Below are 13,662 nucleotides of genomic sequence, written 5' to 3'. Positions count from 1 at the left end.
CCGCCACCGCCCTGGCGTCCCTCGCCTTTCGCGCCCTCGCCCTTGCCCTTGGAGGCGACCGGTCGCGCCGGCCCCTGGCGGGGAATCGGCAGCGACGACGGAATCGGTTCCAGGTCCAGCACGCTGCGGATGAAATCGCGCAGCGACACCACCAGCGCATCGGTGTGGATGGGACGACCCGCGGCCAGGTCGGCGGCGGCCTGCGCGGCCAGCCGCACCTGTTCGTCGGTGCCCAGCAGGATGATGTCCGACAGCGCCGCCTCGACCGCATCGCGGATGCGCCGGGGCCGGTCACTGCCATCATCGAAGGTGTCGTCGCCGGCTTCCCGCGCCTGCGCGCGCAGATCCCGCAGGTGCCTGGGATCGACGTCGAGTGCGCCGGTAAACGAGCCACCCAGCACCTTGTAGGCGGCGATCAGCGTGCGCAGGCGCTCGTTGATCTGGCGGTTCTCGCGTGCGCGCCGCTCCTGCACCGTCTGCATCACCAGCAGGCGGATGCCGACACCGATCACCGTGATCAGCGCCAGCCCCGCCAGCGTGGTCAACAGGCCCTGCCACGAACTGAAATCGAGACCGCGCATGACAGCAGCTCTCCGGATGTCCGGACGCTACCTTACCGAAATCCGCGTCATCGCCGCGTACGGCCTCAGAAGGTCTTGCGCAGGACCAGCTCCCAACTGCGCGGATCGCCGAGATAGACCATGGTGCTGCCCAGCGCGTACACCACGTGCGTGCGGTCGCCGAGGTTGCGGCCGCGCAGGGTCAGCTCGGTGCTGCCGTTCCACTTGAAGCTCACGTGCGCGCCCCAGGTGGCGTAGCCCGCCGTCGACAACGTATTGGCCGCGTTGGCGTAACGCGAGGACACGCCGCGCAGGTCGACACCGGCCGACCAGCGCGGACCGAACGCGTAGTCCACCCACAGGTTGCCCACGCGCGACGGCGTGTTGGTCGGCCGGTTGCCGGCGCGCGAGACCGGCACACCAGAGACGTTCTCGTAGAAGTCGTCCAGCGTGGCGTCCACCCAGGCCAGATTGCCCTCCACGTTCAGCGACGCGAGCGGGCGCCAGCCGAACGTGGCTTCGATGCCGCGTGCGGACTGCCGGCCGACCGGCAGCGTCTGCCCGGGATTGGCCGGATCGGTGACGGCCAGGTTGCGGCGCACGATGCGATACGCGGCCAGCGTGGCGAAGTGGCGCGCGTCGCGTGACTGGAACTTCGCGCCGACCTCGCTCTGCGGACCGGTGGTCAGGTCGAAGTCGCGCAGCGTGGCGAAATTGGCGGTGCTGAGGATGCCGGCCGGCGGATCGGCTGCGGTGCTGTACTGCACATAGACGCTTGCCTGCGGCGTGATGGCCCAGTTGAGCGCGGCGCGTCCGGTGGTGGGCGAGTAGTCGCGCGCGAACCGCGCCGGATTGGTGGCGCTGACCGCACGATGGTTGACCACGTCCAGCACGATGCGGTCGTGGCGCAGCCCGGTCAGCAGCGACAGCGACGGCGTCAGCTCGGTCAGGTTCTCCACGTACACCGCCTGCGTGTGCAGCCGGTTGGTGCGGTCCGGCGTGTAGAGGATTGCCGTGCCGGGCACGTCGAGGAAGCGGCCTGGCGTCACCGCATCCAGTGGCACGGTGTCCACCGTGGCCGACAGCGACAGCGGGAAGCGTGTCTGCCGGTTGTAACTGATGTCGAGGCCGGTCGCCCATTGCGTAGGCAGGCCGAACAGTGCGCCCTCGTGGGTCCATTCCAGCCGGTTGCCGTAGACCTGCTGGTCATGCCGCTGCAGCAGGGTGCCGGAACGGATCACGCCGTCGTTGCCTGCCGTCAGGCGGTAGCTTTCGACGTTGCGGTAATCGCGCAGCGCGTCGTAGTGGTAGACCGTGTTGCGCACGGTGTCGCGCTCGCCCGGCGTCCATTCCAGCAGCGAACGCGCCCACAGGACATCCTGCCCGTAATAGCCATCGGCGACGTTGTAGTTGCGGCCGATGGTCTGCGGCAGCACCGACAGGCGACCGGTCGCCGGCTGTCGCACCGGCGTGCCCCAGTACGGGCGATGGCTGTCTTCCTGCTGGACCTCCACGGCGAGGGTGTGGCGGAGCACGGGTGCCAGTTGCACCAGCCACGACGCCGCCAGCGTGGATGCCTCGCGCTGCTGCCCATCGATCCAGCTGTCCGCATCGCGTGCGCTCGCATCCACGCGAATCGCCTGGCGCGCATCCTCACCGCCGACGCGCAGGTTGGCGCCCATCGCCAGCGTGCCGTCGCTGAAGGAGCCCCACGACGCCTGCAGCGCCGCTTCGTCGCGATCCAGCCGCGCCAGCCGGGTGACATAGTTGATCGTGCCGCCAACCGCGCCAGCACCATAGAGGAAACTCGACGGCCCGCCGATCGCTTCCACCCGCTCGTACTGCCACGCGTCCACCGGCCGCGCGGCGATGCTGGCGTACTGCACGTCGATACCGTTGAACAGCTGGGTGATCTGGCTGCCGGAAAAGCCGCGATACGTCACCGCATTGCCGTTGCCGGGCGGCGACGCGACCGTCAGGCCCGGAATGCCGGCCAGCGCTTCCTGCGTGGTGCGCACGCCACGCGCATCCAGCGTGGCGCGGTCGATCACGGTGACCGAGGCCGGCGTCTCCATCAGGCTCAGCGACAGCCGCGTGCCGGTGCCGGCCGCCTGTTCCAGACCGGTTTGATGACCTTTGACTTCGACCGTGTCGAGCTGGGTGGCGCGGGTGCCGTCGGGCAGCACGACGGGGTCGGCGGCGCGTGCGGCGAGAGGAAGGGACAGGATCGCGGCAACCGCCACGGACAGGCGCGACGCATGCGGCGTCGCCCGGAAAATCAGGGACATGGACACTCCAAAGCACAAGGACGCGGCGCACGGGCCGCAAGGTCAATCAGGGGTCTTGTGGTTCAGAGCAGGATCGGCGGTCCTTGTCCGCCGAGACCGCGCAGGCACAGACGCCTTGCGGGTGGAAGCGCCAGCACGCTTGCGACGATGTTCCCCGGCAGACGGGGAAACAGCAGCGCGAGGCAGAGCAGCAGCAACGGCAGTACGGCGGACAGCGTGCAGTACGCGCAATCGGCGCCCATCGACATACCGGCGGGCGACGGCGACGTGTCGAACGACGATTTCGCGACGGGCGATTCGGCGCGCGTGTCGACCCACTTGATGCCATCGGTCGTACACAACTCGGTCCAGCCGGCCAACACCTGCGACCCGGTGGTGCTCACCCACCGCGTCACCGACGGCGCAAAGGCCATCAGCAGTACGGCCAGCAAGGCCAGCTGCTGCATCGGTCGGAGAAAGGCGTGCGAACGGATCACGGCGCAATTCTAAGCGGTGCCGGTGGTGCGGGTCAGGTGCGACAGAATGTCGCACCCGCTGGCATCAGCGGAACTGCACGCGCGCACCCTGCAGCCCGGGTGTTTCGCCCGCCACATCGGTCCACGCGAGCCAGGCCGCATCCTCGTTCCATTGCAGGCGCGGAATGCCACTGGCGCGTCCGCGCGCGGACAACGTGGCGACATCGACGCGCTGCGTCTGGCGCCATGCGCCGTCGTAGCGACCCAGCACGAGTGTCTGGCGTTCGTCCGGCGCCTGTTCCAGCCAGCTCACCAGCAGATGATTGCCGCCGCGCACCAGCCCCAGCCGTCCCAGCACCTGCGTGCCCTTCGCCAGCGTGACCGGCGCGGCGAACGTGTCGCCGGCATCGTCGGAACGTGCGGCGCGCAATTCCGGCAAGCCATCCGCTTCCGTGTACCAGGCGACCCAGACTGTGGCGCCGTCCGCGACGACGACCGGCCCGTTGACCGGGCAGCCGGCGATCCTCCAGCCGTCCGCATGCACGTCGCGCGGCGACGTCCAGCGTTCGCCATCGAAGCGGACAAGGCGGGTATCGCGGATCTCGCCTTCACCGCGCCCCCGGTAGACCACCACCACGCCGCGTTCGGTCATCGCCGACGACGTGGTGCAGCAGTCGCAGGTGGACGCATCCAGCGGCCATTCCGCGTGCTGCGTCGCGTCCGCGCCATGCAGCGCGGCGCGCAGCATCATCGGCGCACCGCCGCCATGATGGCCGTCTTCGTGGTGCGCGTGCGCACCGGCAGCGGCCTTCTGCCGGCTGTCCAGCCAGGCGATGCCCACCTGATCGCGCGACTGCGGCCAGAACGTCACGAAGCCGTGATCGCCGGGCGTGCCGGCGGGATGCACCCGCTGCGGCGCGCTCCAGGTGGCGCCCCCATCGCCGGAGCGCACCAGGTCGATGCCGTAGTCCATGCGCGAGGGACCGGTGCTGCGCAACCAGTGCGCCCACAGCGAGCCGTCCTGCAAGGCGTACACGTGCGGCGTGTCGGCCCAGTTGACGAACCACTTCGAGCCTTCGGCGATCGTGCGCGGCGCTTCCCAGTCGGCGACCTGGGCGGGACGGCGGCTGAAGCGCAGGCGATGGCCGGCTTCGCCCATCGGCTCCAGCCAGCTCAGCAGCAGGGCCCCGTCCGGCGTGGAAACGAGGTCGGGCTGCGCGGCACCGGCGGGCGACGGCAGGCTCACCCGCTCCACGACGGGCGACGACGCGACGGCATCGGGCGAAGGCGCGCCCGCAGGCGAACATGCGGCCAGCACGGCAAGCAGCATCGGCACGACGGAGCGGGACCAGCGGGACACGGGCATGCGGACGATTCCGGTCATCGGGACCGCGCCATTCCACCACGGAACGCGCCAGCCGGACTGCGACCACCTGTCGCAGGCGTTCGCGGCGCCTGCCCTCGCCACCGTTTATCCTTGCCGCATGACCGACACCGCCCGCGACATCCTCACGCCCACCCAGCTCAACACGCTGGCACGCGACCTGCTGGAAGGCGCGTTCCCGCTGGTGTGGGTGGAAGGCGAGCTGGGCAACGTCACCCGTCCGGCCTCGGGCCATCTGTACTTCACCCTGAAGGACGCGCGCGCGCAGGTCCGCTGCGCGATGTTCAAGCCCAAGAGCCAGTGGCTGAAGTTCGCGCCGCGCGAGGGCCTGCGCGTGCTCGCGCGCGGGCGACTGACGCTGTACGAAGCGCGCGGCGACTACCAGCTGGTGATCGACAGTCTGGAGGAAGCGGGCGAAGGCGCACTGCGGCGCGCGTTCGAGGAGCTGAAGGCCCGGCTTGCCGCAGAAGGCCTGTTCGACGACGCACGCAAGCGTCCCCTGCCCGCCCACGTGCGGCGCCTCGCCGTGCTGACCTCACCCACCGGCGCGGCCGTGCGCGACGTGCTCAGCGTGCTGCAGCGCCGCTTCCCCTTGCTGGAGGTGGACGTGCTGCCGGTGCAGGTGCAGGGCGAAACGGCAGCCGCGCAGATCGTCGACATGCTGCAGCGCGCCGCGCGCAGCGGCCGTTACGACGTGCTGCTGGTCGCCCGCGGCGGCGGTTCGCTGGAAGACCTCTGGGCGTTCAACGACGAGCGCCTGGCCCGCGCCATCGCCGCATCGCCGGTGCCCGTGGTCTCCGCCATCGGCCACGAGACCGACTTCACCCTGGCCGATTTCGCCGCCGACCTGCGCGCACCGACGCCTTCCGTCGCGGCCGAGCTGCTGGTGCCGGACCGACGCGATCTGCTGGCGCGCGTGCAGACGTTGCAGCGCCGCCTGGCCACCACCCACGCGCATCGGCTGCGCAACGCCATGCAGCGCGCCGACCGCGCCGCCCTGCGGCTGCACGCCTTGCGTCCGCAGGCGCGACTGGACATGTTCCGCCGCCGCCAGGAAGACGCCGCGCGACGGCTGCACGCACTCTGGCGCGACCAGCACGCGCGCCGCCTCGCCGCCCTGCGCCACGCCGACGCCGTCCTGCGCGCCCATGCGCCCCAGCGCCGCCTCGAACAGTTGCGCGCGCGCCTGCTCGCCCTCGCCCCGCGTCCGCAGGCCGCCGTCGCGCACGCCCTGCAACGCGACGCCCTGCGCCTGCGCGCCCTCGCCCGCTCACTGGAAGCGGTCAGCCCGCTGGCGACCGTCGCCCGCGGCTACGCACTGGTGACCAGGGAAGACGGCACCCTGGTGCGCTCGGTGGCGCAGGTGCAGCCGGGGGATCGGCTGGAAGCGCAGGTCGCCGATGGCCGGATGAGGCTGCGTGCGGAATAGCGGCATCGATGCAGCTCCGCTTCGCACACCGTCTTCGCATCATCCCCATTTCCAAGAACACACATCGCCTTGTCTGGAGCACGCCCCATGATCACCCGCGAACAACTGGTCGAGATGTTCGACAACATGGCCCAGGAGACGACCTGGGACCTGCGCAAGCCGCTGGTGTGGGGCTACTTCTTCACCCATGGCACGCGCGCACCGCTGGAGGCGGTCGCCCCGCTGCTGCAGGAACAGGGTTACCGCGTGATCGCGCTGTACCTGGAAGACAAGGACAACCGCAAGGACCCGGACCTGTGGTGGCTGCACGTCGAGAAGACCGAAGTCCATACGCCCGACAGCCTGCATGAGCGCAACCAGGCGCTGTACCGCTTCGCCGAGGAGCATGGACTGGCCGCCTACGACGGCATGGACGTGGGCGCCATCGACTGACAGGTCGGCGCACGATTCGGGCACCGACCGGAGATGGCGCCCCCCTTCAACCCCGTTTCCCGGGCCTGCGCGTTCGACTCCCTGTCCCACACACGGAGTCACGCCATGTCGCACCGTCTGACCGTTACCCTGCTGGCCACCGCCCTGCTGGCTGCCTGCCAGTCCAGCCCCACCGCCCAACACGCCCGCGACGCCGAGAAGGCCGCGGCCGCCGACGCCTACGTCGCCGCCGATGCCGCCGAAGCGGTGCGGAGCGAACAGGCGACGCTCGACAGCGTCGTCGTCACCGGCGCCCGCCTGCGCCGCGACCAGGCCAAGGCCGCGATCACGGCCGGACATGCCAATGCACCGGCCGCACCGCCACCGCCGGCCCCCATGAGGATGCTGGAGTACCGGGCGGCCAACGTCGCCATTGCCCCGCAGAGCCCGCAAGCCGCGCCCGCCAACACCGAGAAATACGCCGAGCGCGACGACAACCCGGTGCGCCGTACGCTGGACGAGCCGGTCTCGACGTTTTCCGTCGACGTGGATACCGGCAGCTACAGCAACGTGCGCCGCATGCTGCGCGAAGGGCAGCGCCCGCCCGCGGACGCGGTGCGCGCCGAGGAGTTCATCAACTACTTCCGCTACGGTCACGCCGGGCCCACCGACCGCAGCCGTCCGTTCAACGTCACCACCGAACTCGCCCCCGCGCCGTGGAATGCCAAACGCCAGCTGCTGATGGTCGGCATCAAGGGCTATGACGTGCCGAAGGCAACGCTGCCGCCGGCCAATCTCGTGTTCCTGCTCGACACCTCCGGGTCGATGGAGTCGCCTGACAAGCTGCCGCTGCTGAAGCAGTCGTTCGCCCAGCTCGTCCCGCAACTGCGTGCGCGGGACCGCGTCAGCATTGTCGTGTATGCCGGCTCCGCAGGTCTGGTGCTGCCGCCGACGCCAGGTGATCGGCACGACGAGATCCTTGCCGCCCTGGATCGCCTGCAGGCCGGCGGCAGCACCAACGGCGGTGACGGCATCCGCCTGGCGTACGCGATGGCGAAGCAGGCGTTCGTCAAGGAGGGCGTGAACCGCGTGATCCTGGCCACCGATGGCGACTTCAATGTCGGCACGGTCAGCCAGCATGCGCTGGAAACGATGGTGGCCGACCAGCGTGCATCCGGCATCGCAATGACCACGCTTGGCTTCGGCACCGGCAATTACAACGATGCGCTGGCCGAGAAGCTGGCCGACGTTGGCGACGGCAACCACGCCTACATCGACACGCTGCAGGAGGGCCGCAAGGTGCTGGTGGACGAAATGCAGTCCACCCTGCTGACCATCGCCCGCGACGTTAAGATCCAGGTGGAGTTCAATCCCGCCGTCGTGTCCGAGTACCGCCTGATCGGCTACGAAAACCGCGTACTGGCCAATGAGGACTTCGCCAATGACAAGGTCGACGCCGGCGACATCGGCGCGGGCCACGAAGTCACCGCCCTGTACGAGATCACGCCGGTAGGCAGCGGCGCCGAACGCCTGCCCGCGCTGCGCTACGGCGGCAAGCAGGTCGCCGCCGGCGCGTCCACCAACGAAATCGCGCACGTTCGCCTGCGCTACAAGTTGCCCGGCCAGGACAGCAGTCGCCTGATCGAGACGCCGATCGCACGCGCGGCACTGAGCACGCAGCCGAGCGACGCCTTCCGTTTCGCCAGTGCGGTAGCCGCCTATGCCGACCTGCTGCGTGGCGGCCAGCGCATCGACGGCTGGAACTGGGACGACGTCGCACGGACCGCACGCGCGTCGGCGGGGCGCGACCCGTACGGGCTGAAGGCGGAGTTTGTCGGCATGGTGGATCAGGCGCAGCGACTGGTAAGCGCACGGCGGGATATGCCGGCCATCGCGGGAGAATGAGCATGATGCGGCGGAGGTCCAGGGATGGACCCCCGTCGCCCCACTCCAAACACCGAGGCTTGGTCGCCATGATCCTTCGCACGCTGGTGATGGCTGCCGTGCTGGTGTATCCCGTATCCGCACACGCGATCAGTTGCGGAATCAGTATCGAAGTCGTCAATCATCGCCCACAGCCGGTCATGGTGCTGCTGGAGAGCTTCAATGCCGAAAGGACGCTCCCGGCGCCATCGCCCGAAGACTTCAATGCGCCCGTTCACGATGGCGGCGTGCCTGCCTACCTCTCGTCACTGGAGCAGATCGAGATTCCCGCTGGTGACACCGCAACGGTGAGGTTCCGGCGGCTCTGCTCCGGCCCCTTCTGGCTCAACTGGAAAGTGGTGCCGACGACGAACCAGACCACCGCATCCGGCCAACTTCGCCCTCGCTACGGAGAGGTCATCGATATCCGCCAGGGAAGATCTCAATAACTGCCGTCATACCCGCCAAGGCGGGGATCCAGCGACGTCAGGCCATTCAAAGCAAAGGCACTGGGTTCCCGCTTTCGCGGGAATGACGAAAAAGGCTGAGTTGTTCAAGAGGATCGCTGGCGCGGGTGCACGCGCCGCATGTCACGCCACGTCGGCGACGATCGCTTCCATCTGCGCCGCGGGGCGCCCCAGCAGATAGCCCTGGCCGAGATGGCACCCCAGGTCGAGCAGGGCCTGCCGCTGCTCCTCGGTTTCCACGCCCTCGGCGATCGTCTCGATGCCCAGCGTGCTGGCCAACGCCAGGATGGCGCGCACCAGCGCCAGGCTTTCCGGACGCGCTTCGTTGCCCAGGCCCGAAACGAAACTGCGGTCGATCTTGAGTACCGAGATCGGGAAGCGGTGCAGGTAGGACAGCGCCGAGAAACCGGTGCCGAAGTCGTCCAGCTGCGCGAGGATGCCGTGCTGCCGCAGCGTGCGCAGGATGCGCAGCGTGCGGGGCGCGTCGTCGAGCAGCGCGACTTCGGTGATCTCCAGCCGCAGGCGCGACGGATCGGCGCCCTGTGCCTCGAACATCGCCAGCAGGCGGTCGCCGAAATCGGGCGAACGGAAATGCCGCGGCGACACGTTGACCGAGATGTAGCCCTCGACGCCGCGCGCGATCTGGCGCACCACCTGTTCGTACAGCAGCCAGTCGACCTGTTCGATCAACCCGCTGTCCTCGCCCACGGCGATGAACTCCGCTGGCAGCAACAGGCCGCGCCGCTCGTGCTGCCAACGCAGCAGCGCCTCGTGACCGATCACGCGGCCATCTTCCATGCGGCGGATCGGCTGGTAGAACGGCAGGAAGTCGCGATGGTTGATCGCGCGGCGCAGGTCGGCTTCCAGGTCCAGGCTCTGCATGGCCGCTTCGCGCATCGCCTCGTCGAACATCGCGCAGCGGTCGCGGCCTTGCTCCTTGGCCCGGTACATCGCCGCATCCGCATCGCGCAGCAGTTCCTCGCCGTTGCGGTAGCGCGGGTGCCAGACCGCGATGCCGAGACTGGCGGACGGGAACAGTTCGCGCCCGGCCACCCACATCGGCAGACCCAGCACCGCGAGCAGGCGCTGGGCGAAGTCGCGCACGTTCTCCACGCCCTCGGCATACTCGACCAGCAGCGCGAACTCGTCGCCGCCCAGGCGCGACACCACGTCCTCGTCGCGCACGCTCATGGTGATGCGGCGCGCGACTTCCACCAGCAGTTCGTCGCCGGCGGCGTGGCCCATGCTGTCGTTGACCAGCTTGAAGCGGTCCAGGTCGAGGAACAGCACCGCGAACGCCTGGCCGTCGCCATGCCGTGCGCGCTCGATGGACGCGGCCAGACGATCCAGCAGGTGCGGACGATTGGGCAGCCCGGTCAGCGCGTCGTGCGTGGCCTGGTGGGTGAGCTGCTGCTCGATGCGCAGGCGCTCGCCGATCTGCGAGCGCAATTGGTGGTTGGCTTCGTTGAGTTCGCGCGTGCGCTCGTCCACCCGCCGCTCGAGGTCGGCGTGCGCACTGCGCAGGCGCTCCTGCGCGCGCTGGCGGTCCAGGCCGTTGCCGATGTGGTGGGCGACGAAGGTCAGCAGGTTCTGGTCGTGCAGGGTGAACTTCACTTCTTCGGAATAGCTCTGCACCACCACCGTGCCGACCACATCGTCACCCCGGAACAACGGCACGCCCAGCCAGCTGTACGCCGGCGGGCCGTGCTGCAACAGCTTGCCCTCGTCCGCCAGCTGGCCGATCACCGCGCGATCGGCCAGCAGCGGGCGGCCGGTGGCGATGACGTACTCGGTCAGGCCGTTGGTCATGCGCCGCGCCTTGCGCACCGGGTCGCGTTCGTCGATCGAATACGGGAAGTTGAGCTGTTCCCCATCGTCGGAGACCAGCGCGATGTAGAAGTTGCGCGCATTGATCAGTTCGTCGACCACCACGTGCACGTCGGCGTAGAAGCGCTCAAGGCTTTCCGAGGTGATGGCCAGGTCGGTGATGCGGAACAGCGCGCGCTGCAGCTTCTCGGCGCGCTTGCGCTCCATGATCTCGGCCTGCAGCTCGCGGTTGGCGCGCTGCAGTTCGTGCGTGCGTACCGCCACCCGGTGTTCCAGTTCGACGTGCGCGTGCTTGCGGTCGAGCGCGGTGAGGATGTGCTGCGCCACGTAGCCCAGCAGCGCGCGGTCCTCGTCGGCGTAGCTCGCCGGCGCGTCGTAGCTCTGCACCACGATGGCGCCGCAGACGCGGTCGTCGCGGCGCATCGGCACGCCCAGCCAGTCCAGGCTGTCGGGGCCGTGCGAAGGATCGCGCACGACCCCCAGCTTCTGGCGGATCACCGCCGACGGCCCTCGCAGCGGCTGGCCATGGCGCAGCAGCGCGAAGGTCATGCTGTTGGCCATCTCCTCCTCGCCGAACTCGCGCTCGGGCTCGGCGACGTAGGGGTCGCGCTGGTCGGCGAAGTAGAGGAAGCGCACGCTGCGGCGCTGGTCGTCATAGAGGACGATGTAGCAGTTCTCCGCATACATCAGCGAGTTCACCACCGCATGGATGCGGCGGAGCATCTCGGGCATTTCCAGGTCGGCGCCGGCCAGGTCGGCGATCTCGTACAGCGCCTGCTGCAACCGCTTGGATTTCTCCAGCGACACCACCCGCGCCTGCGCGCGCGAGGCATCGAGCGACGTCACCAGCAGCGTGCGCGCCAGCAGGACCCAGGACGCTTCGTCGGCTTCGCCCAGCGGCTGCGGACACGCCAGGGCCAGCGCGACGCGGGCATTGCCATCGGCGTTGTCCCAGGCATGCACGCGAGGTCCGTGGTCATCGTGTTCGGCGCCGCCGTCGGCGAGCGCATGCTCGGCCAGGCGACGCAGCGAGGCCGGCGCGCCCGGCGTGGCGCCGCTGCCGTTGCCCAGGGCCCAGTCCCGCCAGCAGACCGCCAGTTCCGACCCGGCCGGCAGCAGCCCACACAGGATCAGCGCAATCCGTTCCGCCGGCGAGGCGTCCGCGCTGGCCTGGTTGTCGGCGCTGATCGATGGCGTAGGCATGCCTGTGTCCCGAACGCGTCGGTGCGTGGTGTCTGGAAGTCCCCCGGGCGAGCATACCGCCTGCCGCCCCCTGAACGGAAACGCCCGGGACAACCCCGCCCCGGGCGCTGGGCCGTTCGCCCTGCCTGTGCCGCCTCCCCTCGCCACCGCCGGATTCCTCATGCCTGTGCCCGCTGCAGGCGGCTGGGGATCGATGAACGAGGTGGCCGACCTTCCCCGCCCCGTCTTCACGGGCGCACGGGGACCGCTTACGCTGGCGGCGGTGAACGACCTTGCCGAACCCGCCGACGAAACCCTGATGCTGGCCTATGCCGCCGGCGATGCGTCGGCCTTCGAGCAGCTGTATGCGCGCCACCGTGGCCCGCTGTACCGGTTCCTGCTTCGGCACCTGCGCGATGCCGCGCTGGCCGACGAGTTCTTCCAGGACACCTGGCAGCGCGTGATCGCGGCGCGCGAGGGCTGGAAACCGGACGCGGCGTTCGGGACCTGGCTGTACCGGATCGCGCACAATCGCCTCAACGACCACTGGCGCGCATCGAAACACCGGCCCGCCGCGCCCCATGATGCGGACGAGCGCACCGCGCGCGTGCCCGACCCGGACACGCCGGAGCGGCAACTGTCGGAGTTCGAGCAGCGGCGGCGCTTGCAGCTGGCCATGGACGAGTTGCCGCCGGAGCAGCGCGAGGTGCTGCTGCTGCGGCTGGAGCAGGAACTGACCCTGGAGGAGATCGGCGAGATCACCGGCGTGGGCCGGGAAACCGTGAAGTCGCGGCTGCGCTATGCGATGGACCGGTTGCGGACGAGGTTGAACGAATGAGCATGCCCCACGAGCCCCTGACCCCCGAAGAGCGCGCGCTGGCGCAGTCGCTGTCCCGGCTGGGACCGCATGGCGGTCCGTCGCCCGAGCTGGATGCACGCATCCTGGGCGCCGCGCGCGCGGCCGTGCAGGTGGCGCCGGCACGCGGTGGCCAGGTCCCGCCGACGCGTCGTCGCTGGCCGCTGGGCATGGGCGTGGCCGCCTCGGTGCTGCTCGCCGCCGGCGTCGCCTGGCAGCTGCGGCCGTCGCACGAAATCCCCGTGGCCAGCGAAATGCCGTCTGCCAGCGCGCACGCGGACGCGTCCCTGCAGGAAGCGCCGGTGATGGCAGCCGAGGTTGCCGACACGGCAGCACCGCAGACGCCGCCGCTGGCAGTCATCGCCGAAGACGTCGCCCCGCCTGCGGCCGCGAAGATACTGCCGCCTCCGCCCCCCGCACGCATCGCCACCGCACCCGGTCCCGCCCGCAAGAACGCGGAAGCCGCGGCACGCCAGGACGCCACCCCCAAGCGCAGTCCGTTCGCGCTGCTTCCCGCCCCGGCCAGCGCGCCCGCATCGGAAGCGCCGACGCGTGAGGCAGGTGACGCACCGCGTGCGTTTCCCGCCGATGCCGCCAGCGATTCGTACGCGGCTCCCGCCGCGGTTGCGGCCGACGTGCTGGGCGGCGCGATGCGGGAAGAAGAGCAGCTAGAGCGCGCCGCCAGCGCGCAGCAGCAGGAACAGCGCGCCCGCTACGTCGAGGCGCAGCGCGACGCCGCGGCGAAGTCCGAGGACAGCCGCACCCTGGACACCATTGCCGTGACCGGAAGCCGCATGCGATCGCGGGAGCGTCAGGCCAGGACACAGGAGGCCGCGCCGGCCCCCGCAGCGGTAGCCGCCGCACCACCGCCTCCCCCGCC

11 protein-coding genes are annotated in these 13,662 nt (G+C 69.8%); 6 read left to right on the top strand and 5 right to left on the bottom strand.

Going from position 1 to position 13,662, the window contains the following annotated elements:
• The 4 genes from MMG85_RS18075 to MMG85_RS18060 all read right to left on the bottom strand — a co-directional run.
• On the bottom strand, window positions 1-581 hold a 581-nt coding region (locus MMG85_RS18075; RefSeq protein ID WP_241047294.1), incomplete at its 3' end, for a hypothetical protein.
• A gap of 65 nt (window positions 582-646) precedes the next feature.
• Complete coding sequence (locus MMG85_RS18070) at window positions 647-2,848, bottom strand: TonB-dependent receptor (protein ID WP_241047293.1); 2,202 nt, start codon at window positions 2,846-2,848, stop codon at window positions 647-649.
• Between the two features lie 62 nt (window positions 2,849-2,910).
• Complete coding sequence (locus MMG85_RS18065; protein WP_241047292.1) at window positions 2,911-3,324, bottom strand: DUF2946 family protein; 414 nt, start codon at window positions 3,322-3,324, stop codon at window positions 2,911-2,913.
• 64 nt (window positions 3,325-3,388) lie between these two features.
• Window positions 3,389-4,669 carry a hypothetical protein gene (locus tag MMG85_RS18060; protein WP_241047291.1) on the bottom strand — a complete coding sequence of 427 codons (1,281 nt, stop codon included), beginning with the start codon at window positions 4,667-4,669 and terminating at the stop codon, window positions 3,389-3,391.
• A gap of 118 nt (window positions 4,670-4,787) precedes the next feature.
• Here MMG85_RS18060 and xseA point away from each other — a divergent pair, with 118 nt between their 5' ends.
• The 4 genes from xseA (at window position 4,788) to MMG85_RS18040 (ending at window position 8,899) form a co-directional block, all read left to right on the top strand.
• Window positions 4,788-6,116: an exodeoxyribonuclease VII large subunit gene (xseA, locus tag MMG85_RS18055; protein WP_241047290.1), complete on the top strand. Its 1,329-nt coding sequence runs from the start codon at window positions 4,788-4,790 to the stop codon at window positions 6,114-6,116.
• Between the two features lie 87 nt (window positions 6,117-6,203).
• Window positions 6,204-6,548, top strand: coding sequence for a ribonuclease E inhibitor RraB (locus tag MMG85_RS18050; RefSeq protein ID WP_241047289.1), 345 nt, complete (start codon window positions 6,204-6,206; stop codon window positions 6,546-6,548).
• Window positions 6,549-6,653: 105 nt separating this feature from the next.
• Entirely contained in the window at window positions 6,654-8,432 is a 1,779-nt protein-coding gene (locus tag MMG85_RS18045; protein ID WP_241047288.1) for a VWA domain-containing protein, read from the top strand.
• Between the two features lie 68 nt (window positions 8,433-8,500).
• Window positions 8,501-8,899 (top strand): hypothetical protein, encoded by a 399-nt coding sequence (locus MMG85_RS18040; protein WP_241047287.1) that lies wholly within the window; start codon window positions 8,501-8,503, stop codon window positions 8,897-8,899.
• Window positions 8,900-9,040: 141 nt separating this feature from the next.
• On the opposite strand, the gene MMG85_RS18035 is transcribed toward MMG85_RS18040, so the two are convergent.
• Window positions 9,041-11,947: an EAL domain-containing protein gene (locus MMG85_RS18035; protein ID WP_241047286.1), complete on the bottom strand. Its 2,907-nt coding sequence runs from the start codon at window positions 11,945-11,947 to the stop codon at window positions 9,041-9,043.
• A 262-nt stretch (window positions 11,948-12,209) separates the two neighbouring features.
• Between MMG85_RS18035 and MMG85_RS18030 the strand changes: the two genes are divergently transcribed.
• Both MMG85_RS18030 and MMG85_RS18025 read left to right on the top strand, forming a co-directional pair.
• Complete coding sequence (locus tag MMG85_RS18030) at window positions 12,210-12,764, top strand: RNA polymerase sigma factor (RefSeq protein ID WP_241047285.1); 555 nt, start codon at window positions 12,210-12,212, stop codon at window positions 12,762-12,764.
• Between the two features lie 2 nt (window positions 12,765-12,766).
• On the top strand, window positions 12,767-13,662 hold an 896-nt coding region (locus MMG85_RS18025; protein WP_241047284.1), incomplete at its 3' end, for a hypothetical protein.

The organism is Pseudoxanthomonas sp. LH2527 (assembly GCF_022539275.1).
Taxonomy (GTDB): Bacteria; Pseudomonadota; Gammaproteobacteria; order Xanthomonadales; family Xanthomonadaceae; genus Pseudoxanthomonas_A.
This window is presented reverse-complemented; position numbering and strand designations above follow the sequence as displayed.